Raw genomic sequence first — 24919 nt, 5'->3', positions numbered from 1 at the left:
TAAAAGTCTACAAATGGTGCGGTTTATCCTGTGCTAAAAAACACAGATCCATACCTGTAGCTAAAAAAATGTCGCAAATCTTACAATGTGTGTCGATTAACCGGTCCGGGTCATAAAAATACGCAGATTAGCTGGTGCGTTTTGAGAAATATGTGCCAAACTATTCCGACACGAGTCTAAAACGACCCGTTAGTGTTGCTCTAAAACCGGGAAATGAATGGGTTAATAATAGTAGTTGTACTGCTCTTGTCGCTGTTATCTATGTCAAAGGGAACAATTTCTAAAATTGTGTATCCCATCCGCAGGAGGTCAAGGTTTTGGCGTTATTTAAATAGTATCCGGCAAAATACAATAAGAATTATGGCGTTTAAATTGCATGTAAGATAACAACACGATTCTTACCGAAATAAAGGCCATGACTAAATCGACCCCTGAATATCTGCATAGCCAAATCACTCTGGAAACGGCCAAGCAGTTAACTTCGGCTAATACCGCAGAAAGCATGGTGGCAGTCGCTTCAACCCAAAAACATACAAAACTGATGAGCAATTTGCCTTTTTCTTTATTTGTTGAAGCCGTAGAGCAAGCACCTGTTGCCATTTCCATTACCGATAAAAAGGCCAATATACTTTATATCAACGATGCGTTTACCAGTGTTACCGGCTATAAAGCCTCGGAAATTCTGGGAGCCAACGAGTCAAAATTATCTGATAAATCCACGCCGCGTCAGGTTTACTATGATTTGTGGCATACCATTTCTAGAAAGCAAGTTTGGCATGGTCAACTGGTCAACCGCAAAAAAATGGGGCAACGCTATCTGGCCGATCTGACTATCGCCCCTATGTTGGATGATCGCGGTGCCATCAGCCACTATATCGGTATGCATCGTGATGTTACCCAGGCGCATTATGCTGAACAGCAGGTCGGTAATCAGAAGCAATTGATAGAGTCGGTGATCAATGCTTCGCCGGTGGCCATGGCGGTACTGGATGAAAACAAAAAAGTCGTGCTGGATAATCAGATGTATAAAATGCTGATTAGCGAGTTGGATAAAAGTGAACCCGCCCTGTTTTTTCTGGATGCGCTGGCGCAGGATTTAGGCAATTTTTGGGATATTCCGGATCGAAAACCCGGCTTTACCAACCATGAAATCAGGGTAGAAGGCGTAGGCCGACGTGGTACTCGCTGGTTTTCCTGTTCAGGTAACTGGTTTATCGAAAGCGATACCTGTGCCGATAATTTCTTTGTCAAACAATCTAATAACTATCTGCTGCTCAGTATCAATGACATCAGCCAGCAACGCCGTCAGCAAGAAAATCTGCATTTGCAGACCTTGCGAACCATATTGGCGGAAGAGGAACATATTCGCAGTATTCGTGAAACCTTATTGGGTGCCATGCACCAAATCCGTCAGCCTTTAAATCAGATTAATGCCGCTATTCAGATCATGGCGCAACGCAACGACACCCAGAATAAACCCCTCAAGGATTTGCTCGGGCAAGTTCAACTGATGGGTGCAGAGACCCTGGAGACCTTGCAGCGTTGTGTCCCGGAAATCCCCGAATCGGCAGTGGTCCCCGTTAATCTTAATCAGCTTTTGCACGAAGTGATGCTATTGAACAGTACAAAATTTCTGGCCAATGGTGTGGTGGTCGACTGGTTGCCAAATCCGGTATTACCTTCAATTTTGGGTTCAGCTAACAAGTTAAGAATGATGTTCAAACAATTAATCGATAATGCTGTCAATGCCCTTAATCGCCCCGGCGGCAATCGAGAGCGTTTGATCAAAATTACCACCTCGTCCGAAAACGGCTGGGTGCGGGTTTCAATTGCCGATACCGGGCCAGGAATCCCGCTCAATCAACACAGCAAAGTATTTGAACCGTTTTTTACTACTCATAGTATGGGTGGGGTAAAAGCCGGCATGGGCTTGGTCATGGTCAAGGAAATTGCCAATCAGCATAACGCGATGATAGCCATTAATCCGGATTACAAAAATGGTTGCTGTTTCGAGCTGAGTTTTCCGGTTTGCCCTAAAAAGATCAGCACGGTGAACGGGCATGAGTGAACGCTTGCTGATGGTGGAGTCCGAACTGGATACCCTGTTTCTGGTCAGTCAACTGCTAAACAGCACGCACGATTTACGCAGCAAGCTCAAGGGTATTCTGGAAATTTTGCATAAACGTTCGGGTTTGCATTTTGGCATGATTACCCTGCGAGATGTGGATGATGACAGCATGAGCATTTGCGAAATATACGGGGATGGTATTGATCGCAGTATTCGCTACCAACCGGGAGAGGGTTTGGTGGGGGCGATACTGGATGAAGGCAGTACCATTGTCGTGGAACGGATTGCTGACGAACCGCGTTTTCTGAGTAGATTAGGGGTTTACAATCCCGACTTGCCTTTTATAGGTTCACCTTTGGCTATAGAACAAGGTGAAGTCGTCGGCATTTTGGCGGCGCAACCCTGCAATGCCAAATTTCTGGGTGAGCGGGCCCGATTTATGGAGATGGTGGCCAATTTAATTGCCCACAGCGTCAATATGCTCCGCGTCATGGAGCGTAAACAACACGAATTGGCCAGTGAGCGCGATTATCTCAAGCAGACACTGGTGAAAAACTATCGGTTTGAAAACATCATTGGTCATTCCGAACCTATGTTAAAAGTTTTTGATATCATCCGCCAGGTGGCCAAATGGCATACCACTGTTTTGATACGCGGCGAATCCGGTACTGGTAAAGAAGTTGTAGCCAGTTCTATTCATTTCAATTCTGCATGTGCCAATGGTCCGTTTCTGAAATTGAATTGTGCCGCATTACCCGATACCTTGCTGGAATCCGAATTATTTGGTCATGAAAAAGGTGCGTTCAGTGGCGCCATCGGTCAGCGTAAAGGCCGTTTCGAACTGGCTGATAATGGCACCCTGTTTTTGGACGAAATCGGCGAAATTTCTGCATCATTTCAGGCCAAACTGCTGCGGGTTTTACAGGAAGGCGAATTTGAGCGGGTCGGTGGTGTCAGAACACTGAAAGTTAATGTGCGAATTATCGCTGCTACCAATCGCAATTTGGAGCAGGAAGTGGCCGAAGGCAATTTTCGTGAAGATTTATATTATCGCCTGAATGTCATGCCCATCAATATGCCGCCACTGCGCGAGCGTATAGAAGATATCCCGGAATTAGCCGCTTTCCTGTTAAACCGCATTTCCAAACAGCAGGGTGGTCGGGCGCTGGAAATCAAGGAAAGTGCGATTCGTATTCTAATGAAACACGACTGGCCGGGTAATGTTCGCGAATTGGAAAACCGCCTGGAACGTGCTGCCATCATGAGCGCAGAAGGTATTATCGATCGTGAAGTCATTGCCAGCACCGGTTTGGAAAGCGAGATCGGTATTAGTCGCAATACCTACGCAGTCAAACATGTCGATTTGCACGATGAAAATATGGATGAACGCGAACGGGTAATCGCTGCTCTGGAGCAAAGCGGCTGGGTGCAAGCCAAGGCCGCGCGCCTGCTGGATATGACGCCCAGGCAAATTGCCTATCGCATCCAAACCTTAAATATCAATGTCAAACAGATTTAAACCCAAGGTAATGCATGCCGCTGGTAGCTGGCTAGTAGCACGCCAACTATGTGTTGACGAATAGGACATAGGATAAGCTGAACACAGTGAAGCGCATCAATTACGAACCACGCATCTGCTGAAATCGGTACATCCTTAATCTCATCGGTCAACCACTAGTCTTAGCCATCAGCAAAATCCAGTACGGTCAGTTCGCCATCCACATCGGTAATTTCCGCCTGCTGCAAGACACCGCTTGGGTAATAGCGATAGCGATGTTCCAGTTCAACCTCGCCGTATACCAATTTCTGGCATAACTGTAAGCGCTGTTCGGTATCAAAATAGGCGCGGAAAAAGGTATTACGGTTTTGTCGATCTTCGGCCGACAAAGGGTTGACCAGTTTCAAAGGCAATTTCACGCCACTATAGGTGACAAAATAACGGCAATCACAATTTTCAATATTTAGAGACATAGATAATTCATAGGCTATAATTTGGATATTAACCATATATATATTATGCCATTTATGAACATCATGATTTATTTGGGCTTTTTTAACGCTGCAACCAACTGATCAAGCTTTTGTGGCAATAATTAGCAGTATTGCGACACAAATCCGCCAATCGGGAGGCGCCTTCATCTTGGTCTAGCGAATTTAACCATATTTCGCGCCTATTCCTTGGCCGCTTGTAAAGCCTGGGCAATGTTTGCCAGTCTGACACCCAAAACCCAGCACAGTCTTTTTTCGTGCTCACTTAACTCAGCACTGTCTGTTTCGGCGCGATGGCTGGGTCCATAAGGCGTGCCGCCGCTGGAGGTTTCCCGCAAAGCAATCTCATTACTTGGTAAGCTGGTAATTAACATACCGTGATGCATCAACGGCAACATCATCGACAGCAGGGTGGTCTCCTGTCCACCGTGCATACTGCCGGTAGACGTAAACACACCGGCCGGTTTGCCGGACAAGCTGCCGGCAAACCACATGCTGCCGGTGCTATCGATAAAGTGCTTTAAGGGTGCGGCCATATTGCCGAAATGAGTAGGGCTACCCAGCGCCAAACCATCACAGCTTTCCAGATCGGCTAAACTGACATAAGTTGCGCCCGATTCCGGGATAGTGTCGGCCACTTTTTCGCACACTGTGGAAACTTCGGGGACTGTGCGTAAAATCGCTTCTGCCCCGGCAACCGACGCAACGCCCCGGCCTATCTGTTGGGCCATTTTCAGGGTACTGCCGTTCCGGCTGTAATAAACAATCAGAATCTTGACGCTCATATAATTTTCAGCACATTTTCAGGGGGGCGGCCAACAACCGCTTTGTCACCAAGTACCACAATCGGTCTTTCAATCAGTTTTGGCATCCGTATCATCGCCGCGATTAATTCATCGTCGCTCAAAGATTCGTCGTCCAAAATGTTTTCGCGGTATTCGGGTTCTTTAGTGCGCATCAGCTCACGCGGTTTCATCCCCAGTTTGTGCAAAATTTCCTGTAATTCTGCTGCCGTGAACGGTATTTTCAAATATTCGATAATTTCCGGCTTAATGCCGTGTGCCTCTAGCAGCTTTAAGGTGTCACGAGATTTACTGCAACGCGGGTTATGATAGATTTTTTGACTCATGGTTTCCTCACCTGACGGGCTTAACAAGCCGGTATAATAGCATCTGACATCAATAAACGGCAGCTAAGCTATGCACTTACCCAATTACTCACCCGCTCCCGTACAAATAATAGGAAATCTGACGCAGTATCGTTATTGGCACAGTTTCGCCTCAGTTTCCGATAAAAAAGTGGTTGAGATTCATTATGGAGAAGTAAAAATTCCGGCTTTTGTGGCAGCTCATCCCACCACCGGGGCATCCAGACCATTCAAATACAACGCAGGCCGCTATGATGCATAGAATTATTGACAGATTGCAGCAATATTGGCTGTTGGCGCGTTTCGATAAGCCCATCGGTATTTTTATTTTGCTTTGGCCCACTCTCTGGGCCTTATGGATAGCCAGTGCCGGCAAGCCGGATTTGCTGGTGTTAGGCGTGTTCTGTGCAGGTGTGGTTTTAATGCGTGCCGCAGGTTGCGTGATTAACGATTACGCTGACAAGGATTTTGATCCGCATGTGGCTCGTACCCAACAGCGGCCAATTGCCGCCGGTCGGGTAAAGCCCAAAGAAGCGTTGCTGGTGTTTGCAGTATTATGTTTAACTGCTTTCGCCCTTGTGTTACTGCTGAATTGGTACACCATTGCCCTGTCTTTTATCGGCGCATTTCTGGCGGCCAGTTATCCATTTATGAAACGCTATACTCATCTACCTCAGGCTTATTTGGGCATGGCCTTTGGTTTTGCCGTGCCCATGGCTTTTGCGGCCCAAACCAATCAAATTCCCTTGCCGGGCTGGCTGCTGTATCTGGCGGTATTGTTGTGGGCCTTGGTCTACGACACCATGTATGCCATGGTGGATATCGAGGATGATTTGAAAATTGGTGTTAAATCCACCGCCATCCTGTTCGGTAAACGGGTTAGAGAAATCACCGCCATCCTGCAGCTCATTATCCTGGGCTTATTAATCAGCATAGGTGATATGCTGAATTTGGCTTGGCCTTACTATATTGGTTTAACTGTTGCTGCCGGCCTGGCAATATATCAGCAGAAACTGATTTTTCATTATCAAAAACCGGATTGTTTTAAAGCCTTTTTAAATAATAACTGGTTTGGGTTGGCGGTATATCTAGGTCTGGTGGTAGCTTACTGGTTTGAAACAGCTTAGTTGTGAACCGTTCAATGTGGTGAACGAGCTTTCTAACTCGCGCAAGATGGATTGGACTTTTACCTTTGATAAATCCAATCACTTGCGACACGCTATATTTCGGCGGAATTGAAATCAATAAATGTCAAACTTTGGCTGTCTCCCCGGCAGAGCTGGGGGCAAATTCCGTTTTACATGGGCCTTCCAGCCAACATCTAAAATATCCCCTTATCTCGTTCAGCCCAAAACTGCTCCGCCAAAGCCTGTGCATCAAACTGATCGTTCGCCCGTCCAAGTAGCTTCAAGGCAATCGCTGCGGTACCGGTGACTGAGGCCACGGCATATTCGTCATTTAGTTCACCGCGCCACAGCTGTCTCAGCAGTTCCGGCTCTAGCTCTTCCTTCATATGCCTCCGCTCAAAAAACGCCGGCCACACCTCATCGCTCAGTTCGCCATTACTCACACTTTGCACCAGACATTCCACATCAGGGTTTCGTTCGGTTTCGCCGCCTTCGCCTTTCAATACTGCCATATTGGGCTGATTTAACAACAGTGCGGCTTTTTGATGCACCTGCCGGTAACTGGGATGAAAAATTCCCTGAATACTGCAGGCAGCATCCAGCGGATTCAGTAATCTGACCAGGGTATGCACTGGTGAGCGCAAACCCATCACCGGCCGCAGATTAATCATGTCGTACAGCATCGGGCAAATGTATTCCAGCGACAAATAACTGAAATTCCGTTCCTGTAATTGCTGTTCAGCTTCTGTCAGCGATCTGACCGGACTGATGCCCAACGCCTGTAGCACATTTTCCGTATACAGCCGGCCCTGGGTATGGCCACCCGCACCGTGCATGAACACTTTGATACCGTGATTAGCCAGCAGCAAGGTGGTTAGGATAAACCAAGGCGGATGACGGCGTTTGCCGGCATAAGACGACCAGTCCAGGTCGGCGCTCAGCGGAGGTGCGCTATAGGCCAGACTTTCCTTGGCGGCTTGGACAAAGCCGGCCAATTCCTCGCAGGTTTCTTCTTTAATCCGCATCAGCATCAAAAATGCGCCTAATTGGATAGGCAGCACCTGATTGGCCAATATCATCTGCATGGCCCGATAGGCCTCGTCCTGGCTTAGTGGTCGTGAGCCTTTCTTGCCTTTGCCCAGGATTTTGATAAATTCGGCAAATGGATGTTCAGGGGTGAGCAAGCTCATGATAAATAAACGGGAAAATAATGATCAATCAATAATGCAGCAAAAATCAGCATCAAATAAATAATGGAGTAAGCAAAAGTGCGCATCGCGGTCTTATTGTCTTTTTTACGCATCATTTGCACGGCGTAATAGATAAAACCCAGCCCTAATAACACCGCCGACACCAGATAAATCAAATTGCTCATCCCGGTCAGATAAGGTAGCAAAGTGCTGATCAACAATAAAATAGTGTACAGCAGGATTTGCAGTCGGGTAAATGCCACGCCATGAGTCACCGGCAGCATGGGAATATCCACCTTGGCATATTCCTCACGTTTGGCAATGGCCAACGCCCAGAAATGTGGCGGTGTCCAGACAAAAATGATCAAAAACAGCAGCAAAGCATGGGGATGAACGCTACCGGTAATCGCAGTCCAACCCAACAGTGGTGGGGCTGCTCCAGCCGCGCCACCTATCACGATGTTTTGCGGGGTCATTTTTTTCAGATAAACCGTATAAACAATAGCGTAGCCGATCAAAGACAAAAAGGTCAAAAACGCTGTTAAGGTATTGACCAGAAAAATCAAGATCAGCATGGCGATCAAACCTATACTGCCGGCAAATGTCAGTACATGCCAAGCACTGAGTTCGCCCATCGGCAAAGGCCGGTATTTGGTGCGCGCCATCTCAGCGTCAGCCTTGCGATCAATAAAATGATTGATGGCTGCCGCCGAAGCTGCGGCCAGGCCGATGCCCAACGTGGCATAAATCAGCAGGTCTGGCGGTGGCATGCCGGGTACGGCCAGAAACATGCCTACCATCGCGGTGAAGATGATCAGGGCTACCACTCTGGGTTTGCAGAGTGCTAAATAATTTTTCCAGGAATGTGGGTCCGGTTTATTTGTCATTCGCTTCCGAATAGGTTGAAAGGCTTTAATCGTATTAGAATAACAGTGAACCTTTGATAATTGAAATCGTCTCAGGCTTTCATTTTTGCTAATAACGAGGGATGTATGAAATTTAGGCTCGCAGCACTGCTGCTATTTTGCCCTTTTATCAGTGTTCAGGCTAATCCTGTCCAGGTATATGAACATGTATTCGGCAACGGCTTGAAAATTCTGGTCAAGGAAGATCACCGCGCACCCGTGGTGGTTTCTCAGGTCTGGTACAAGGTTGGTGCCAGTTATGAACCCGGCGGTATCACCGGTATTTCTCATATGCTGGAACATATGATGTTCAAAGGCACCAAACAATATCCGGCCGGAGAATTTTCCCGCATCATCGCCGAAAACGGTGGTCAGGAAAATGCTTTTACCGGAAATGACTATACCGCTTATTTTCAGACGATGGAAAAATCCCGTCTGGAAATCAGTTTCAAGCTGGAAGCTGATCGCATGCGTAATCTGGATCTAAAAGCTGAAGAACTGGTTAAGGAATTACAAGTTGTTACCGAAGAACGGCGCATGCGCACCGATGACCAGCCGCGCGCTAAAACTCAGGAACAGTTCAATGCTGTTGCTTTTGCCAATAGCCCCTATAAAAATCCGATTATCGGATGGCCTACTGATATTGCCAACTACCAGATAGAAGATTTACAAGCCTGGTATCAGCAATGGTATGCGCCCAATAACGCCACACTGGTGGTAGTCGGTGATGTTGATGCCGCTCAGGTGATCAGTCTGGCCGAACACTATTTTGCCGGTTTGCAGCCCAGTGTTATCAAACCGATAAAACCGCAGGAAGAAATTCCACAGCAGGGCGTCAAGAAACTCAGCGTTAAAGCACCAGCCAAGTTGCCCTATATTGTCCTGGGATACAAAGTGCCTGTCCTGAAAACCGCTCAGCCCGAAGCGGAAGCCTACGCTCTGGAAGTGCTGGCCGGTATTCTGGATGGCGGTAATAGTGCACGATTACCAACTCGCCTGGTTAGAGGCAAGGAAATCGCCGTTTCAGCCGGGGCTGGTTATCAACTGACTAGCCGCCTGCCGGAATTGTTTAGTTTGGAAGCCACGCCGGCCGAAGGACATAACGTCTATGAACTGGAATATGCGTTAAAAGAAGAAGTACTACAATTACAAACTGAACTGGTTAGTGCCGAGGAGCTACAACGCATCAAAGCCCAGGTTTTGGCTAAAGACGTGTATCAAAAAGACTCCAATTTCTATCAGGCCATGGAGCTGGGTTTGTTGGAAACCGTGGGATTAGGTTGGCAAAAAGCCGATGAATATGTCGATAAAATTCATCAGGTCACTGCCGAACAGGTGCGGGAAGTGGCACGCAAATATCTGCAGGACGATAACCTGACGGTAGCCTATCTTGATCCACAACCCATAGTCGAGTCCAAAAAACCAGCCAGATTGTCAGGAGTTCATCATGCGTTTTAATTTAATTGGGCTATTGCTGCTCGTTCTCAGTCAGACTGGTTTCGCGACGGTAAAAATTGAACACTGGCAAACCACTCAAGGGGCGAGAGTTTATTATGTCAACACCAGCACCTTGCCGATGGTCGATATTCGGGTCAGTTTTGATGCCGGCAGCGCTCGTGATGAGAGTCAGTTTGGTGTGGCGGCGTTGACCAGCGCCATGCTCGGTAACAGCTCTGGCACCTGGAGTGCCGATGATATTGCCAATCGATTTGAATCGGTTGGCGCCACATTCTCTACCGGTGTTTCCGAAGATATGGCCTGGCTGTCTTTACGTAGTCTAACTGAAACAGCCTTGTTCGATAAAGCCCTGGCCACTTTTCAGCAGGTGCTGACTAAGCCTGCTTTCAACGATAGCGATTTTCAGCGCGAAAAAAATCTGACTTTGGCCGGGTTGAAGCAACGCGAAGAATCGCCGGGGGCTATTGCCAGCATCGCCTACCATAAAGCGCTGTATCAGGATCACCCCTATGCGCATCCGGAGGAAGGAACACTGCAAACGGTTACAGGATTTAGCGCCGATACCCTGAAAGCTTTTTATTCCCAATATTATGTAGCGGCCAATGCTATTGTGGTGATCGTCGGGGATTTGAATCATCAGCAAGCCGAGCAACTTGCCCAGCACTTGATGGATGGTTTACCGACAGGGGCAAAGCCAGTGGAAATTCCGCAAGTAAAACTACCGGAGCAGGCCAGCCAGCAACACATCGACTTTCCTTCTACCCAAACCCATGTGCTGTCCGGGATGCCTGGCACCTACCGTAAAGATCCGGATTATTTCTCTTTATATGTGGGTAATCACATTTTGGGCGGTGGCAACCTGGTATCCAAATTGTTTGATGAAGTGCGAGAAAAGCGCGGTTTGGCATATACTGCTTCCAGTCAATTTATACCTTTATATCGACCCGGCCCGTTCACTATGGGCTTGCAAACCCGTAATGACCAAACCGAACAAGCCATACAGGTTATGAATGCCACATTGGCCGATTTTATTGCCAAAGGCCCCAGTGATAAGGAATTGCAGTCTGCCAAGCAAAATATTACCGGCGGTTTTGCCATGCGTATCGATACCAACAGTAAGCTCACTGATTATGTCACCATGATTGGTTTTTATCAGCAGCCGTTGGATTATCTGGAAGTATTTCAAAATAAAGTCGATGCGGTCAGCGCCGCTGATGTTAAAGATGCTTTCCAGCGTCGAGTGCGTCCGGAGTTGTTTCAAACTGTCAGCGTTGGTGGTAAGTAATTTGGCTAATAAAGTACGTATCATCGGTGGTGAATGGCGCAGCCGGCAGATCGGTTTCACCGATGCTCCCGGTCTTAGACCCACTCCAGATCGGGTCAGGGAAACCTTATTTAATTGGTTGCAAACCGATGTGCCGGGGAGTCGCTGCCTGGATTTATACGCCGGCAGCGGCGCACTTGGTTTTGAAGCGGCCTCGCGCGGGGCTGCTTGGGTGGCGCTGGTCGAAACCAATCCGGAAATCTGCCGTAAATTACGGGAAAACACAGCATTACTTGCCGCTAAAAAAATTGAGGTCGTTCAGGATGATGCCGGGCGATTTTTAAAAAAATCACCGCCAGAAAAGTTTGATTTGGTGTTTCTCGATCCACCCTTCGGCCAAAGTTTGGTGGCGCCAGGTTGTCAACTGCTGGAAAATCAGGGCTGGTTAACTGACTATGCCAAAATTTATATCGAGGCCGAACGCCAGTTAGAGTTGCCGGATTTACCGGACAACTGGCGTTTACTTAAGCACAAAGTGGCTGGACAGGTTAGCTATGCTCTTTACCAGCGCCGCCCAACGCCATAAAACTCAATTTAGGCGTTAGTCGGCAGAATCCTGAAACTGCATTTTATGCAGTCGGGCATAAGCACTATTTTTTGCCAGCAGCTCCTGATGAGTACCTTGTTCGATAATTCGGCCTTTGTCTATCACCAGAATCACATCGGCATTTTCGATGGTGGATAGCCGATGTGCTACCACCAGTGTGGTTCTACCCTGCATAACCCGGTTCAGGGCTGCCTGAATATAGCGTTCGGATTCGGTATCCAGCGCGGAAGTGGCTTCATCCAGAATCAAAATCGGCGCGTCTTTTAATAAAGCCCTGGCCAGCGCCAGTCTTTGCCGCTGACCGCCGGACAATTTGATGCCGTTTTCACCGATGTCGGTGTCCAGTCCTTGCGGCAATTGCTCGATAAAGTCCATGGCGTAAGCAGCGGTTGCCGCCTCGATAATCTGTTCGCGAGTGGCGTTTTCCAGCGTACCGTAAGCAATATTGTTGGCCACCGAAGTATTGAATAAGGTTACGTGCTGAGTCACCAGTGCAATCTGTTTCCGCAACTCGGCCAGCTTGTAATGTTTCAATTCCACGCCGTCCAGCAGTATTTCGCCGTCCTGATAATCGTAAAAACGCGGCAGCAGATTAGTCAGTGTGCTTTTGCCGCCGCCTGAAGCGCCGACCAGCGCTACGGTTTGTCCGGGCTCTATGGTTAGGTTGATATTGTCCAGAGCGGGTCTGTCACTGCTGGCATAACTAAAGCTCAGATTGCGAAACTCGAGTTTACCCAGACTGCGGCCAGGGGTGAAGTCACCGGTATCAACTTCTAGCGGTTCGTCCAATACCTCAAACAAAGATTCTGCGGCAGCAATGCCGCGCAGAATTTCCGAATTGGCATCACTTAGCTGCCGGATAGGCTTAGGCAGCAGAAACGCCGCCGTAAAAAAGCCGATAAACTCACCGGCCGTAGAAGATTTCATAATGACCAGAGCCAGATACATCATGCCGGCCAAAGCAAAAGCAATCACCATCTGCATCAACGGATTATTCAGCGATACCGTCATAATCAGTTTGCGATATTGTTTGCGGTTTTCCAGGCTGCTTTCCTTAAAACGCTCCCGTTCGTATTGTTCGCCGCCAAAGCTTTTTACAATTCGGTTGCCGGCCACCATCTCCGAAGTTATGTGGGTTAAGCTGCCCACGGTATTTTGCATATTCCGGCTCAGACGTTTCAAGCGCTTACCGACATAGCGCACCATCAAAATCACTACTGGCGCCACCAGCAGAAAAACCAGCGATAATTGCCAGTTGGTATAAGCCAGATACCAGAGCAAACCGACAGCGGTCAAGCCTTCCCGGACGAAGGCACGAATAGAATCGGAGGTTGCCCGCGTTACCTCGCCGATATTGTTGGTTATGCGTGAAATCATATAACCACTATTCTGGTTATCGAAATATTGCACAGACAGGCGGGTGTAATGATTAAAGATTTCACAGCGTAATTTATGAATCACATTGCCGGAAATTCGCGCCAGGTAATAGTTGCCCAGAAAAGAACCTAAACCGCGCACTAAAAACAAGCCGATAAATAATAAAGGCAGCAACTCAATGCCGGCCCGGTTGGCATTATTGAAGCTGTCGATGATGCGTTGAATAATCATCACCACCGCCGGTTCCGTTGCTGCATAAATCCCAAAACCGCAAGTACTGATGATAAACATCCGCCAATAAGGCATTACAAAACCCATCAGGCGCTTATAGACTTCTCCATCTGTCATGGTTTTAGCGGAATTTTCTAGCTTGTTCAACACGGAATACCCTTAAAATAGCAATTTTTCATAATGTTCAGACCACCGTATGCCGGCAAGCCAATTTAGCAATATACAGCCTAAACGCATTTTGGTGATAACCATGCGCTATTTGGGCGACACCTTATTAGTCACGCCATTGATAGGGGCATTGCGGCAGGCTTATCCGGAGGCCGAGATAGATGTACTGTTACCAGCGGCCAATTGTGGCATGTTGATGGGGAATCGGCACGTCAACCGGCTGATTCCGCTGGTCAGCAAAGATATTTTAAGCTTTGCCGGCTTATTGTTCAGCCTATTTCGTCAATATGACCTGGCGATTTCCACCCAGGCCGGTGACAGACCCCTGTTATCTGCGCTTATAGCCGGCAAGTACAGCATGGGATTTATCGCCGCCAATACTGCTAAATACAGCTGGAAGCGATTATTGCTGGATAGTGCCCTGGCGTTTAATGTTCAGCAAAACCATGCTGTTTTGGAAAATTTAAGATTTTGTCAGCCGCTCAATATTGCGCCTAGTTATGTCTTAATGCCCCCCAGACAGGCAGATGAACAAAGTATTGAGCTGCCGGAGGGCAAATATGCCGTTTTGCATATCATGCCGCAGTGGCGCTATAAACAATGGCATGATGCTGGTTGGTTAGCCGTAACAGAATATTTACAGAGTCGGGGCATACGGGTGGTGTTGACCGGCAGCAATCAAGCCCAGGAGCAAGCCATGCTCACAGCGTTGCAGCAACAGCTGCCCGCTAATGTGCTCAATTTGGCCGGCAGTCTGAGCCTGGCGCAATTAACTGGGCTGATAGAAAAGGCTACGGTATTTATTGGTCCCGATACCGGCATTACCCATTTGGCGGCAGCAACCGGCATACCGGTCGTCGCCATATTCGGCCCTACCGATCCAAAAGTCTGGGCGCCCTGGCCGGTCGGCTATGCTGATGACAAGTCGCCGTTTGTGTCTCAGGGTAGTCAGCACAGCGCTAATATATATATAGTCCAGGGTCAAAGTGAGCAAGGCTGCGTACCCTGTCAACTGGAAGGTTGTCAGCGATCACGGCAAAGTCAGAGCGACTGCCTGGATAATTTGAGCGCGGCTAACGTACTGGATGTCCTTAATATTATCCTGTCGCAGACGCCGGGTTTTTAATAACCTTTGTTGGATGGAGGGTATTGGTCCGGGTAACTCCATAAGAATGCAGTGATGAGTGGCGTGACCGGCTGAGCAAAGCGGGTAAATATTGCTCGGCAGCAGGTAGAAAATTGCCTAAAAAAATGCAAATCAGCTCGGTAAAATCGGGCTGAAAAAGAGGGCAATATCTCAGTATGCAAATACCGTCAAGGCCTTGTAAAACAAGGGCTGCAAGATAAACAACCGCGTCGTCCAAAAAAAATAGCTAATTAATCTTGACAAGGATTCCCGAACTGGTAGACTGCCTCACGCCTTCAAGGAAGTGGGTGTCCATATTACGTTACATTAGTGATAAGGATTTAATCATGGGAAATATAAAGAACTCCCGATTAAACGGGATTTTTAGACAATCTTTTAGGAGGTAGAAATGGCTGCTACAACTGAATCAGTTAAGGCTGATGCTGCAGAAGCACCGCTTTTAAACAAAAGAAACCTGACTCTGGGCATTTTGCTCTATCTGGTATTCTATTCATTCATTCGTTGGTACGAAGGCGTCTACGGCTGGTCAGCTGGTCTGGACTCATTCGCACCTGAGTTTGAAACTTACTGGATGAACATGCTGTACATCGAACTGGTAGTTGAAGTTCTGTTGTTCGCAGGTATCAATGGTTACATCTGGAAAACTCGTGATCGTAAAGTTCTGTCTATCACTCCACGTGAAGAACTGAGAAGACATTTTACCCACTGGACTTGGCTGGTTTGCTACGGCTGGGCTATCTACTGGGGTGCTTCTTACTTCACCGAACAAGATGGTACATGGCACCAAACTATCGTTCGCGATACTGACTTTACTCCAAGTCACATCATCGAGTTCTATTTGTCATACCCAATCTATATCATCACTGGTTCAGCTTCATTCCTGTATGCAAAAACAAGATTGCCTACATACCATGAAGGTCTACACTTGATGTATCTGATCGCTGTTATCGGCCCATTCATGATCCTGCCTAACGTAGGTCTGAACGAGTGGGGTCACACCTTCTGGTTTATGGAAGAGTTGTTCGTTGCTCCACTGCACTACGGTTTCGTATTCTTTGGTTGGGCTGCTCTGGCTGTAATGGGTGTTGTTAACACCGAAGTAATTGCAATTACCAAATTGCTGAAAAAAGATTTAGCTTAATCGCAAATCTGTAAAAGTAAAAAACTATCTCCTTTCCTGCTCTACCTTAGCGTAGAGCAGGATAAGGGTAAGTTTAAAAAAATATAATTTTAATTCTTTAGGAGGTAAGCTAATGAGCGCATCTCAATCAGCTGTACGTTCTCGTGCGGAAGCGGTACAAGTTTCCCGTACGTTTGACTGGATGATTCTTTTTACACTGTTCACAGCGGTTCTGGGCGGTTATCACATTCACTATATGTTGACTGGTGGTGACTGGGACTTCTGGACCGACTGGAAAGATAGACGTCTGTGGGTAACCGTAGCACCTATCGTTTCTATTACTTTCCCAGCGGCTGTTCAAGCCTGCCTGTGGTGGAGATATAGACTGCCTTTGGGCGCAACCCTTTCTGTATTGGCTCTGCTGTTAGGCGAGTGGATCAACAGATATTTGAACTTCTGGGGCTGGACATACTTCCCAGTTAATATCTGCTTCCCATCTAACCTGATCCCAGGCGCAATCGTACTTGACGTTGTTCTGTTGTTGGGCAATAGCATGACTCTGACCGCTGTTGTTGGTGGTTTGGCTTATGGTCTGTTGTTCTACCCAGGCAACTGGCCAGTAATTGCTCCATTGCATGTACCCGTTGAATACAACGGCATGATGATGACTCTGGCTGACTTGCAAGGTTATCACTATGTACGTACCGGTACTCCCGAGTACATCCGTATGGTAGAGAAAGGTACATTAAGAACTTTCGGTAAAGACGTTGCTCCAGTATCAGCGTTCTTCTCTGGATTCGTTTCTATCATTATTTACTTCTTGTGGCACTTCTTCGGCAGATGGTTTGCAAAAACAGACTTCATCTCTGATGATGCAACCTAATTGAAGTTGATTTGATTAAAAATGACAACTGACGATGGCTTTAAGCCTCACGTCAGGGAATCTTAATAACAAATTTCTCTATTCAAATAGAGGAGGAAATATGAAAATGATTAAAGACAAAGTTGCAAAACTGTCTTTTGTCGCATTGCTGGTTGCAATGACTGCCGCCATGTTCTATGCGCCAACAGCATCTGCTCATGGTGAAAAGTCACAGGCTGCGTTCATGCGTATGCGTACTATTCACTGGTTCGATTTGAACTGGTCAAAAGAAGAAGTTCCTGTCAATGAAACTATGACAATTTCTGGTAAATTCCTGGTATTCGCAGGATGGCCTGAAACTGTTGATAAACCAGAAGTTTCATTCTTGAACATTGGTATCCCTGGTCCAGTATTTATTCGTGCTGGTTCTTGGATCGGTGGTCAACTGGTTCCACGTTCTGTAAGTTTGGAACTGGGCGAAACCTATGAATTTAAAGTTCTGTTGAAAGCACGTCGTCCAGGTGACTGGCACGTTCACTCAATGATGAACGTTCAAGGTGGTGGTCCTATCATCGGCCCTGGTAAATGGGTAACTATTACTGGCTCTATGAGCGAGTTCGTTAACCCTGTTACCACTCTGACCGGTCAAACTGTTAACCTGGAGAACTACTCTCTGGATAACGTTTACTTCTGGCACGCTCTGTGGTATGCAATCGGTTTGGCTTGGTTGTTGTACTGGATCAAAGGTCCAATCTTCGTTCCACGTCACATCGCAGTTAGCAGCGGCAAAGCAAACAGCTTGATTTCTGCAACTGATAAAAAAGTTGGTCTGTTGTTCGGTCTCGGTACTATCGTTATCGTTGCTGGCTCAATGGCTACTACCAATGAAAAATATCCTGTAACCACCCCGCTGCAAGCTGGTTTGTTACGTGGTATGAAAACTTATCAAATGCCTGAAGCTACTGTTACCGTTAAAGTTGATGATGCAACTTACCGCGTACCAGGTCGTGCAATGCAAATGACCTTAACCATCACCAACAATGGCGATTCACCAGTACGTCTGGGCGAATTCAACACTGCTGGCGTTCGCTTCCTGGACCCAGCGGTTCATGTTGACGAAACTGGTTATCCAGATGACCTGTTAGCCGAAGAAGGTTTAACTGTTAGCGACAACAGCCCACTGGCTCCAGGTGAGTCACGCACTGTTGAAGTAACAGCTTCTGACGCTGCATGGGAAGTATACCGTCTTGCTGACTTGATCTACGATCCAGACAGCCGTTTCGCCGGTCTGCTGTTCTTCTGGGATGCTAATGGCAACCGTCAATTGGTAACAATTGATGCTCCATTAATCCCAACTTTCATCTAATGAAAGAATTCTAGGTTCTCGAACTTAGAATTAGGACTAAAAACCCCTGCTATCGTAAGGTAGCGGGGGTTTTTTTATTAAAGCAGGTCAAAGTTAAAAAGATAAGAAGAGCAAAAATGAAGAAAAGTTTATTATGTGTGCTGATGCTATTGAGCTTAACAGCTTGTTCAGAAAAAAAAGAATATGAACAAGCCGTACTCGAACAAATGCAGCAGGATAAAGATATCAACGATTACAAAATTGATACGGCAACCATGACGGATTGCGTGGTAAGTACTTCATCCGCAAAAATGCCAGGTGTGATATTAATTGACCCAACCAGACTACAAGCTTATAAAAACTATACCAAAATGCTGAAATTAAACAGCAGTCCGGATCCGAAAAAAATATTAGAAGAATTGCGCACTGATTTTGGTTCTGCAAAAGATTTAGCAGAAGCACATGCCAATTACACAGAAAGTGTGGTTAATTGTGTTTCAGGCTTGGTAACCGGTACCGAAGAGAAAAAATAAGGTAACTACAGCACCCAAGTATCCCTTTAAAAGACAGACATTTGTAGGATGTGCTTAATGCCGTGCAGCGTTAAGTAATTGTTAAAAAGATTATGCCGTTACTGAGTGAGCACTAGTAGTCGATCAATCGGATACTTCGTAGGATGGGCTGAACTCAGTGATGCGCCTTCAGAGTCGGCACATCCTCAGGTGCTGCCGTCAAAGTAATGTTGGTCAACCACTATTAGCATAAGTCCGTAAGCATTACTGGGCAGGAAGTCGGATTTGGTGAAGAGTTGCCACACATAGCAGATGGATTAAACCGGGTATAGGCACCCGGTTTAACAGGAAGAATAATTATCACACCAAATGGACAGAATAATCCGGCGCTAGCGTTAAGAATTAAAGCTTATTGATTTTTTGGTATTGCTCAGTCAAATTACGCAGATTGAGTTCCAGTTCAGCCAGTTTTTCACGTTCTTTTACGATCACTTCAGGCGGGGCTTTTTCAACAAAAGCAGCGTTATTTAATTTGCCTTCAATGCGTGGCAAATCCTTCTCAATACGTTGTATTTCTTTTTCCAGGCGGGCTAATTCAGCGGTTTTATCAATCAGGCCGGCCATAGGGATCAAAATTTTCAAATCACCTACCAGAGCAATAGCAGATTCAGGTGGTGATTGGTCACTAGACAGCCAGACTATACTTTCCAGACGAGCCAGTTTAATTAGGAATAATTCTGTGCCGGCTACATTAATTCGGTCACTGTCAGAGCCGTCTTGCAAAAATACCGGCAAGGGTTTGCCGGGAGCAATATTCATTTCACCCCGAATCCGGCGTATGCCTAATATAAACTCCATTACCCAGTTGATAGAGGTGATGGAGGACTGATTAATATTGGCTTCTTTGGCAACAGGATAAGGCTGCAGCATAATGGTTGCAGCCGCAACTCCAGTAAGCGGTGCTACCCGTTGCCAAATTTCTTCGGTAATAAAAGGAATAATAGGGTGGGCAAGCCGTAACAAAGTTTCCAGCACCGTCAGCAAAGTTTGGCGTGTGCCCCGGTTTAAGGCGGGATCATCACTTTGCAAACTAACTTTGGATAATTCCAGGTACCAATCGCAGTATTCATTCCAGGTAAAGTCGTAAATAGCTTGGGCTGCCAGATCAAAGCGATAATGATCTATTGCTTGACTGGTAGTGGCAATTACCTGATGCAGACGGGAGATAATCCAGATATCAGCGGTGCTGTAATTAAGCTCAGCGCAACCTAGTCCATTATCTTGATCTTCAGTATTCATCAATACAAAGCGGGCCGCATTCCATAATTTGTTACAAAAATTGCGGTAACCTTCAGTACGGGCCAAATCAAAACGAATATCACGGCCAGTAGAGGCCAGAGAGGCAAAAGTGAAGCGTAAAGCATCAGTACCATAGGAAGGTATGCCGTCTGGAAATTGTTTGCGGGTGGATTGATCAATCTTTTTGGCCAAATGCGGCTGCATCATGCCGGATACCCGTTTGGCAACCAGTGTTTCCAGTTCGATACCATCAATAATATCAATCGGATCCAGTACATTACCTTTGGATTTAGACATTTTCTGGCCTTCGGCATCACGCACCAGACCATGAATATAAACTTCCCGAAACGGCACATCGCCCTGGAATTTCAGGCCCATCATAATCATCCGGGCTACCCAGAAAAAGATAATGTCAAAACCGGTTACCAATACGCTGCCGGGATAATGTCTGGCCAGTTCAGGCGTTTGTTCAGGCCAACCCAGGGTCGAGAATGGCCATAAAGCCGATGAAAACCAAGTATCAAGCACATCCTCATCCTGAAAAAGCGGATAAGACAGCTCAAGGCCATGTTGCAGGCGAATTTCCGCTTCATTGCGGCCAACATAAATATTACCAAGCTCATCATACCAGGCAGGAATTCGATGACCCCACCAAATCTGTCTGGAGATACACCAGTCTTGGATATTGCGCATCCATTCAAAATAAGTATTTTTCCAGTTATCCGGCACAAATTTAATCGCCCCGCTTTCCACAGCAGCAATAGCAGGCTTAGCCAAGGGCTCTACTTTGACATACCACTGATTGGTTAAAAACGGTTCGATGACGCTGCCGGTACGATCCCCGCGCGGCACCATTAATTTGTGATCGGCTATTTTTTCCAGTAAACCCTGGCTTTCCAGATCAGCGACTATCTGTTTACGTGCCACAAAACGATCCAGGCCAATATAGGCAGCCGGTATTAAACTAAAGTCATCATCATTGTCACGAATGGTGGCGTCAACGGTAAAAATATTAATTAAACCGCCATGGGGTAACTCAGTAAGGGCATTGACATGACGATGTCGAGACCAGACTTCGTAATCATTAAAATCGTGTGCCGGGGTAATCTTTACACAACCAGTACCAAACTCAGGATCGACATATTCGTCTGCAATAATTGGAATGCGGCGATTACATAAAGGCAAATCCAAATATTCGCCTAATAAATGCTTATAGCGTTCATCGTTGGGGTGTATGGCTACTGCAGCATCACCCAGCAGCGTTTCAGGGCGGGTGGTGGCAACCAGCAAGTGACCGCTGCCATTGCTCAGTGGGTAACGCAAATACCACATCGAACCGTTTTCTTCTTCGGATAAAACTTCCAGATCAGAAACCGCCGTATGTAATACCGGATCCCAATTGACCAGACGCTTACCGCGATAAATCAAACCTTCCTCATAAAGTTTGATAAATACTTCCTGAACAGCGGCAGACATACCATCGTCCATAGTGAAGCGTTCCTTATCCCAATCCAGAGAGGAACCCATACGCCGCAGTTGCCGGGTAATGGTACCGCCGGATTGTTCCTTCCACTCCCAGATTTTATCTACAAACGCTTCACGACCAAAATCATGGCGGGATTTACCCTCAGCATTTACCAGACGTTCAACTACCATCTGAGTTGCAATACCGGCATGATCAGTACCGGGTTGCCATAAAGTGTTATAGCCCTTCATGCGATGATAACGCGTCAAGGCATCCATAATTGTGTCCTGAAATGCATGACCCATATGTAAGCTGCCAGTGACATTGGGCGGCGGAATCATGATGCAATAAGACTCACCTTCCTGTTTGGCGGCAAAATAACCGCGTTCTTCCCAAATTTGGTACCAGCGTTGTTCTATGGCATGAGGGGAATAGGTTTTGTCCATGGCGATAATCAGATTTACAAAAGTGACGAAAAGCCCATCATTTTAACGTGAAATCAGCAAAACAGGCTGTTCAAAACGGGGTAATAGGCAAGGTGGTTGATTTTAAAGCAATATTTTAGAAAAGAGTTCGGTTTTATATAATCTGGCCGGCAGTAAAGAAACCAGAATCTACCTAACGCCAATAGCGGACTGTTCTTTCCAGGCTTTGTAATAGAGGGGTTGCGCCGGCAATTGCAACAGCATCAACCAGACAATACCAGGCAGCCACCCCGCTGGGTGGATTACCCTGCGGTAATTTGGAAGCCGGATCAATGACCGCCCAGGCCCAGGTGCCAGCGCTGGTACCGACAATTTCCAGCCAGGAAGTAATAAAAAAAGCCCCCAGATAGACCATAGGCGAACGGCCTTTAAATAGATAGAGTAAAAATATCCCAAACAACAGCGCCCCAATCAAATCTTGGCGTTGAGTAAAACTGCTCACGCCCCACAAGGCCCATAAACCGCAGACACTGACTACAAATACCGCAATATGGCGGGAATACCGCTGAAAAAAGCCGGAACGGCCCAAAGCGACCGCAGTCAGATAAACCAAGCCGTGTCCTGGTGGCACATAAGCCGGCAAATTGCCGAAGCGATAAATATAACCCTGCATAAAAATTGAGGCAAAATATTCACCTATCACCGCAAAAGTCACTGCCACAGCAACCTGAGTTCGCACATACTTGCATTCGCCGCGTAAAAAGCCCAATAAAAACAGCCAGCCGAAACCTGCCAGCACATATTGCATGGCGCGCGGCGCGTAACCATCCGTAGTCAGACAGATAGTCACCGTAATAAAAGTAAAGGCAGCGATCAGATAGTCCCTGGGGTGATGATGGACATCACAATCAGGGGCTGGAAAATGCGGAAGCGAGAAAAAACGATTCATGAAGCTGGATACAAAACCACTAACAGACAGCGACTAAATAAAAATATAAGCAACAGCAATATAGCGTAAGGCTTTGCCGATAAAGATTGCCAGTAGCGAAGCATAAAACGACAGCCTGAGCCAGCCACCTGCAAAACACAGACCATCACCCACCACCGGCAGCCAGGAAAACAACAAAGCCCAAGCCCCCCAAGTGCGTACTGTCGGAAGCGCATTTTGCTGACTTTTGCTAAGGATGGCATCTGCCGAATATTTTTTCGAGGACCAGATGCCTAAGCCCCAGGTGGTTAACGCACCCAAAGTATTGCCTATGCTGGCAATTAAAACCAGCAAATTCACTTTGGCATCCGGTTGGCCGACCAAATAAGCCAGCACAGCTTCCGAGCCACCGGGGGCAATGGTAGAAGAAATAAACGCACTGATAAACAGGCCGCTAATGCCCAGGGTTTCAAACTGCATATTAAGACCGATATGCCTGGGCAGTGCGGGTTATTTATCTGGTAACGGAATAGATTTTTTCGCGGTTAACTGCTTAACCAACTTGGTAATTGCACCGATAACGACGCCAATAACATGCGTAACAGTTTCCACGATATCAGCAATAATCTCACCCGCAGCCATACCTTGATATTTTTTGACCAGAAATGGCGCAACTATCAAGCCCAGGGCTAAACCAATTACCAGCGTACCAGACAAAAAGCTTTCGTCAGCATTGGCCGCAGCAGTGTTTGCTGCCGGCGTAACCGCAGGCGCAGGAGCGACAGGTGCCGGTGTGCTGACCGGGAAAATCTCAGGTTTATAAGGTTTGCCGCTATAATCGTCAGGAAAAACACTAGCCGTTACACCAGGAATACTGGGTAAATCTTCGCCGCCTTTTCCTACTTTCAGCTGACCTTTCATGCCTTTTTCCATATGCTGAGCAATATCACAGTGCACCAGATAGGTTTTATCGCCAGGCGGTAAAATCAAAGTCCCGGATACCTGACCAGGGCCGCTGACTTCCAGATGAAACATGCCCTTGGGGTACAAATACTTGGGTAAACCGTGCATCATCCACTGGTGACGAATTTCATCGTCGTTAATAAAATGAACAGTCAACTTGGTGCAGGGCTCAAACTGATATTCCTGCTGATCGAAGGCAAACATGGTACCCGGAAATTTCTCCGCATACTTATGACCGGCATGAACCGTAATTTCCTTGGTTGCGGTAATACTATCGCAGCCGCCCGGCAAAGTATCCGTATTTTGGCCCATTACCATGCCGCCATCCATGTCCATCAAATGGCCTTCGCCATGCGACATCATTTGGGTATGGTCTTGAAACTCTTTAGCAGAAACTTGAGTAACAGACAGTGTAGAGATTAAAACCGCAATTGCTACTATTTTGTCCATTATGATATGTACTTAGTCACTTTAATAAAAAAAGCAGATAAACAAAGCCGGGTCTGTTCACACCTACACATAGTAAGCAAGGCCAGCCCGGCACTTGTTTAAAGCGATACTATAATTCTTTAGCTTTGCCTAACAGCTCGTCAACTTTACGTTTGAAACCAGCATTAGACAAATAAAACACGTACAAACCGCCAAAAAACACTAATGCATACAGGCCCAAAGTGCCTTTACTGGTTGGTTGACCTGCGCCTGCTTTAAAAGACATATGCGCATCCAGTCTCTCGCCGCTGTCTTGCAGCAAAGTTACATGGATCAGGTACTTACCTTCTTCGGCAACCCCTTCAGGCAAATTAAGCACCACGGTGCCGGATTTGTGTTTTTTAGCTTCGGAAAAGAATACCCGTTTACCTTCCGGCTCTTTAGTCACCTCAAACTCAATCGCCATATTACGATAGCGTTGGTCTTGATAATCAAAAACCAATTGAATGGTACTGTTCAAATCAGGCAAATTACCGCAAAATTCTTCAGCCGGATAAGCCTTAGGTTGATAAGCTGTGTAGTGTATCCAATGATCTTTTTCCAATTCAAACTTACATTGGTCAGTGTCGGTGCCTGCTGCGCCGCCATGAGCCCACAAAACTGAAGAAAAAACCATCCCTAACAATGCCAGAAAACTATTTCTAAAAGCATGTGTATTTTTCATAAAACCTTCCCCCGTGACAGATACATGATTTTTATTATAATCATACAGTTAAGCATGAAATTTATTGGTGCACTTGTTTTAATTAAGGCTATACCCAGCCTAAAACAGCACATAACTCTAGCACAACGACGAAGCCAAATAAAGACAATCCATATAATGCCGTAAAACA

The 24919-nt window shown here is 46.7% G+C and carries 23 protein-coding genes and 1 pseudogene; 12 read left to right on the top strand and 12 right to left on the bottom strand.

Annotated features, from left to right (window positions below):
• The first annotated feature begins 415 nt into the window (after positions 1 to 415).
• The gene (nifL, locus tag KEF85_RS15175; RefSeq protein WP_215582019.1) at positions 416 to 2068 is read left to right on the top strand and encodes a nitrogen fixation negative regulator NifL; all 1653 of its coding nucleotides are present in this window, start codon (positions 416 to 418) and stop codon (positions 2066 to 2068) included.
• A complete protein-coding gene (nifA, locus tag KEF85_RS15170) occupies positions 2061 to 3587 on the top strand; it encodes a nif-specific transcriptional activator NifA (protein WP_215582018.1) in 1527 nt (508 codons plus the stop codon). The genes nifL and nifA overlap by 8 nt, the downstream gene beginning before the upstream one ends.
• A 161-nt stretch (positions 3588 to 3748) precedes the next feature.
• On the opposite strand, the gene KEF85_RS15165 is transcribed toward nifA, so the two are convergent.
• The 3 genes from KEF85_RS15165 to arsC form a co-directional block, all read right to left on the bottom strand.
• On the bottom strand, positions 3749 to 4039 hold the full coding sequence (locus tag KEF85_RS15165) for a DUF6156 family protein (protein ID WP_215582017.1): 291 nt from the start codon (positions 4037 to 4039) through the stop codon (positions 3749 to 3751).
• 200 nt (positions 4040 to 4239) lie between these two features.
• Positions 4240 to 4842 (bottom strand): NAD(P)H:quinone oxidoreductase, encoded by a 603-nt coding sequence (wrbA, locus tag KEF85_RS15160; RefSeq protein WP_215582016.1) that lies wholly within the window; start codon positions 4840 to 4842, stop codon positions 4240 to 4242.
• The gene (gene arsC / locus KEF85_RS15155; protein WP_215582015.1) at positions 4839 to 5186 is read right to left on the bottom strand and encodes an arsenate reductase (glutaredoxin); all 348 of its coding nucleotides are present in this window, start codon (positions 5184 to 5186) and stop codon (positions 4839 to 4841) included. Before arsC ends, wrbA begins: the two co-directional genes overlap by 4 nt.
• A 70-nt stretch (positions 5187 to 5256) precedes the next feature.
• Between arsC and KEF85_RS15150 the strand changes: the two genes are divergently transcribed.
• Together KEF85_RS15150 and ubiA are read left to right on the top strand one after the other, a co-directional pair.
• Positions 5257 to 5466, top strand: coding sequence for a hypothetical protein (locus KEF85_RS15150; protein WP_215582013.1), 210 nt, complete (start codon positions 5257 to 5259; stop codon positions 5464 to 5466).
• Entirely contained in the window at positions 5459 to 6331 is an 873-nt protein-coding gene (ubiA, locus tag KEF85_RS15145; RefSeq protein ID WP_215585192.1) for a 4-hydroxybenzoate octaprenyltransferase, read from the top strand. Before KEF85_RS15150 ends, ubiA begins: the two co-directional genes overlap by 8 nt.
• Positions 6332 to 6365: 34 nt before the next feature.
• On the opposite strand, the pseudogene KEF85_RS15140 reads toward ubiA, so the two are convergent.
• The 3 genes and pseudogenes from KEF85_RS15140 to cyoE all read right to left on the bottom strand — a co-directional run.
• Positions 6366 to 6455 (bottom strand): annotated as a pseudogene (locus KEF85_RS15140) (IS200/IS605 family transposase); the annotation flags it as partial.
• Positions 6456 to 6525: 70 nt separating this feature from the next.
• The gene (locus KEF85_RS15135) at positions 6526 to 7521 is read right to left on the bottom strand and encodes a glycosyl transferase family protein (protein ID WP_215582011.1); all 996 of its coding nucleotides are present in this window, start codon (positions 7519 to 7521) and stop codon (positions 6526 to 6528) included.
• Entirely contained in the window at positions 7518 to 8408 is an 891-nt protein-coding gene (gene cyoE / locus KEF85_RS15130; RefSeq protein WP_215582009.1) for a heme o synthase, read from the bottom strand. Before cyoE ends, KEF85_RS15135 begins: the two co-directional genes overlap by 4 nt.
• A gap of 105 nt (positions 8409 to 8513) precedes the next feature.
• Between cyoE and KEF85_RS15125 the strand changes: the two genes are divergently transcribed.
• From KEF85_RS15125 to rsmD, 3 genes are read left to right on the top strand one after another with little or no spacing between them, the layout of a single operon-like run.
• A complete protein-coding gene (locus tag KEF85_RS15125; RefSeq protein ID WP_215582007.1) occupies positions 8514 to 9884 on the top strand; it encodes a M16 family metallopeptidase in 1371 nt (456 codons plus the stop codon).
• The gene (locus KEF85_RS15120; RefSeq protein WP_215582005.1) at positions 9874 to 11169 is read left to right on the top strand and encodes a M16 family metallopeptidase; all 1296 of its coding nucleotides are present in this window, start codon (positions 9874 to 9876) and stop codon (positions 11167 to 11169) included. Before KEF85_RS15125 ends, KEF85_RS15120 begins: the two co-directional genes overlap by 11 nt.
• Before the next feature lies 1 nt (position 11170).
• A complete protein-coding gene (gene rsmD, locus KEF85_RS15115; RefSeq protein ID WP_215582003.1) occupies positions 11171 to 11734 on the top strand; it encodes a 16S rRNA (guanine(966)-N(2))-methyltransferase RsmD in 564 nt (187 codons plus the stop codon).
• Between the two features lie 15 nt (positions 11735 to 11749).
• Here rsmD and msbA read toward each other — a convergent pair whose 3' ends face one another.
• The gene (gene msbA / locus KEF85_RS15110) at positions 11750 to 13480 is read right to left on the bottom strand and encodes a lipid A export permease/ATP-binding protein MsbA (RefSeq protein WP_215585191.1); all 1731 of its coding nucleotides are present in this window, start codon (positions 13478 to 13480) and stop codon (positions 11750 to 11752) included.
• Between the two features lie 133 nt (positions 13481 to 13613).
• Between msbA and KEF85_RS15105 the strand changes: the two genes are divergently transcribed.
• The 5 genes from KEF85_RS15105 to KEF85_RS15085 all read left to right on the top strand — a co-directional run bounded on the left by KEF85_RS15105 (position 13614) and on the right by KEF85_RS15085 (position 18538).
• Positions 13614 to 14657: a glycosyltransferase family 9 protein gene (locus tag KEF85_RS15105; protein WP_246534975.1), complete on the top strand. Its 1044-nt coding sequence runs from the start codon at positions 13614 to 13616 to the stop codon at positions 14655 to 14657.
• A 409-nt stretch (positions 14658 to 15066) separates the two neighbouring features.
• On the top strand, positions 15067 to 15819 hold the full coding sequence (gene amoC / locus KEF85_RS15100) for a bacterial ammonia monooxygenase, subunit AmoC (RefSeq protein WP_215581999.1): 753 nt from the start codon (positions 15067 to 15069) through the stop codon (positions 15817 to 15819).
• Positions 15820 to 15931: 112 nt separating this feature from the next.
• Positions 15932 to 16681 (top strand): bacterial ammonia monooxygenase, subunit AmoA, encoded by a 750-nt coding sequence (gene amoA / locus KEF85_RS15095; protein WP_215581997.1) that lies wholly within the window; start codon positions 15932 to 15934, stop codon positions 16679 to 16681.
• Between the two features lie 100 nt (positions 16682 to 16781).
• Positions 16782 to 18026 carry a bacterial ammonia monooxygenase, subunit AmoB gene (gene amoB / locus KEF85_RS15090; protein ID WP_215581994.1) on the top strand — a complete coding sequence of 415 codons (1245 nt, stop codon included), beginning with the start codon at positions 16782 to 16784 and terminating at the stop codon, positions 18024 to 18026.
• 116 nt (positions 18027 to 18142) lie between these two features.
• Positions 18143 to 18538 carry a hypothetical protein gene (locus KEF85_RS15085; protein WP_215581992.1) on the top strand — a complete coding sequence of 132 codons (396 nt, stop codon included), beginning with the start codon at positions 18143 to 18145 and terminating at the stop codon, positions 18536 to 18538.
• Positions 18539 to 18919: 381 nt separating this feature from the next.
• Here KEF85_RS15085 and KEF85_RS15080 read toward each other — a convergent pair whose 3' ends face one another.
• From KEF85_RS15080 to KEF85_RS15060, 5 genes are all read right to left on the bottom strand, one after another.
• Positions 18920 to 21727, bottom strand: coding sequence for a valine--tRNA ligase (locus tag KEF85_RS15080; RefSeq protein ID WP_215581990.1), 2808 nt, complete (start codon positions 21725 to 21727; stop codon positions 18920 to 18922).
• Positions 21728 to 21899: 172 nt separating this feature from the next.
• A complete protein-coding gene (locus tag KEF85_RS15075; protein ID WP_215581988.1) occupies positions 21900 to 22655 on the bottom strand; it encodes a hypothetical protein in 756 nt (251 codons plus the stop codon).
• A 33-nt stretch (positions 22656 to 22688) separates the two neighbouring features.
• The gene (locus KEF85_RS15070; protein WP_215581986.1) at positions 22689 to 23114 is read right to left on the bottom strand and encodes a YqaA family protein; all 426 of its coding nucleotides are present in this window, start codon (positions 23112 to 23114) and stop codon (positions 22689 to 22691) included.
• A gap of 30 nt (positions 23115 to 23144) precedes the next feature.
• On the bottom strand, positions 23145 to 24047 hold the full coding sequence (locus tag KEF85_RS15065; protein ID WP_215581984.1) for a cupredoxin domain-containing protein: 903 nt from the start codon (positions 24045 to 24047) through the stop codon (positions 23145 to 23147).
• 109 nt (positions 24048 to 24156) lie between these two features.
• On the bottom strand, positions 24157 to 24750 hold the full coding sequence (locus KEF85_RS15060) for a hypothetical protein (RefSeq protein ID WP_246534974.1): 594 nt from the start codon (positions 24748 to 24750) through the stop codon (positions 24157 to 24159).
• Between the last annotated feature and the right edge of the window lie 169 nt (positions 24751 to 24919).

The organism is Methylomonas paludis, assembly GCF_018734325.1.
In the GTDB taxonomy this organism is placed as follows: Bacteria; Pseudomonadota; Gammaproteobacteria; order Methylococcales; family Methylomonadaceae; genus Methylomonas; species Methylomonas paludis.
The sequence above is the reverse complement of the archived record's forward strand: the minus strand, read 5'-3'. Positions and strand labels throughout refer to the sequence as shown.

Excerpts from the sequence above, each read along its gene's own strand:
- nifL (WP_215582019.1), top strand. The coding sequence starts at position 416 with ATGACTAAATCGACCCCTGAATATCTGCATAGCCAAATCACTCTGGAA.
- nifA (WP_215582018.1), top strand. The coding sequence starts at position 2,061 with ATGAGTGAACGCTTGCTGATGGTGGAGTCCGAACTGGATACCCTGTTT.
- KEF85_RS15165 (WP_215582017.1), bottom strand. The coding sequence starts at position 4,039 with ATGTCTCTAAATATTGAAAATTGTGATTGCCGTTATTTTGTCACCTAT.
- wrbA (WP_215582016.1), bottom strand. The coding sequence starts at position 4,842 with ATGAGCGTCAAGATTCTGATTGTTTATTACAGCCGGAACGGCAGTACC.
- arsC (WP_215582015.1), bottom strand. The coding sequence starts at position 5,186 with ATGAGTCAAAAAATCTATCATAACCCGCGTTGCAGTAAATCTCGTGAC.
- KEF85_RS15150 (WP_215582013.1), top strand. The coding sequence starts at position 5,257 with ATGCACTTACCCAATTACTCACCCGCTCCCGTACAAATAATAGGAAAT.
- ubiA (WP_215585192.1), top strand. The coding sequence starts at position 5,459 with ATGCATAGAATTATTGACAGATTGCAGCAATATTGGCTGTTGGCGCGT.
- KEF85_RS15135 (WP_215582011.1), bottom strand. The coding sequence starts at position 7,521 with ATGAGCTTGCTCACCCCTGAACATCCATTTGCCGAATTTATCAAAATC.
- cyoE (WP_215582009.1), bottom strand. The coding sequence starts at position 8,408 with ATGACAAATAAACCGGACCCACATTCCTGGAAAAATTATTTAGCACTC.
- KEF85_RS15125 (WP_215582007.1), top strand. The coding sequence starts at position 8,514 with ATGAAATTTAGGCTCGCAGCACTGCTGCTATTTTGCCCTTTTATCAGT.
- KEF85_RS15120 (WP_215582005.1), top strand. The coding sequence starts at position 9,874 with ATGCGTTTTAATTTAATTGGGCTATTGCTGCTCGTTCTCAGTCAGACT.
- msbA (WP_215585191.1), bottom strand. The coding sequence starts at position 13,480 with ATGACAGATGGAGAAGTCTATAAGCGCCTGATGGGTTTTGTAATGCCT.
- KEF85_RS15105 (WP_246534975.1), top strand. The coding sequence starts at position 13,614 with ATGCGCTATTTGGGCGACACCTTATTAGTCACGCCATTGATAGGGGCA.
- amoC (WP_215581999.1), top strand. The coding sequence starts at position 15,067 with ATGGCTGCTACAACTGAATCAGTTAAGGCTGATGCTGCAGAAGCACCG.
- amoA (WP_215581997.1), top strand. The coding sequence starts at position 15,932 with ATGAGCGCATCTCAATCAGCTGTACGTTCTCGTGCGGAAGCGGTACAA.
- amoB (WP_215581994.1), top strand. The coding sequence starts at position 16,782 with ATGAAAATGATTAAAGACAAAGTTGCAAAACTGTCTTTTGTCGCATTG.
- KEF85_RS15085 (WP_215581992.1), top strand. The coding sequence starts at position 18,143 with ATGAAGAAAAGTTTATTATGTGTGCTGATGCTATTGAGCTTAACAGCT.
- KEF85_RS15080 (WP_215581990.1), bottom strand. The coding sequence starts at position 21,727 with ATGGACAAAACCTATTCCCCTCATGCCATAGAACAACGCTGGTACCAA.
- KEF85_RS15075 (WP_215581988.1), bottom strand. The coding sequence starts at position 22,655 with ATGAATCGTTTTTTCTCGCTTCCGCATTTTCCAGCCCCTGATTGTGAT.
- KEF85_RS15070 (WP_215581986.1), bottom strand. The coding sequence starts at position 23,114 with ATGCAGTTTGAAACCCTGGGCATTAGCGGCCTGTTTATCAGTGCGTTT.
- KEF85_RS15065 (WP_215581984.1), bottom strand. The coding sequence starts at position 24,047 with ATGGACAAAATAGTAGCAATTGCGGTTTTAATCTCTACACTGTCTGTT.
- KEF85_RS15060 (WP_246534974.1), bottom strand. The coding sequence starts at position 24,750 with ATGAAAAATACACATGCTTTTAGAAATAGTTTTCTGGCATTGTTAGGG.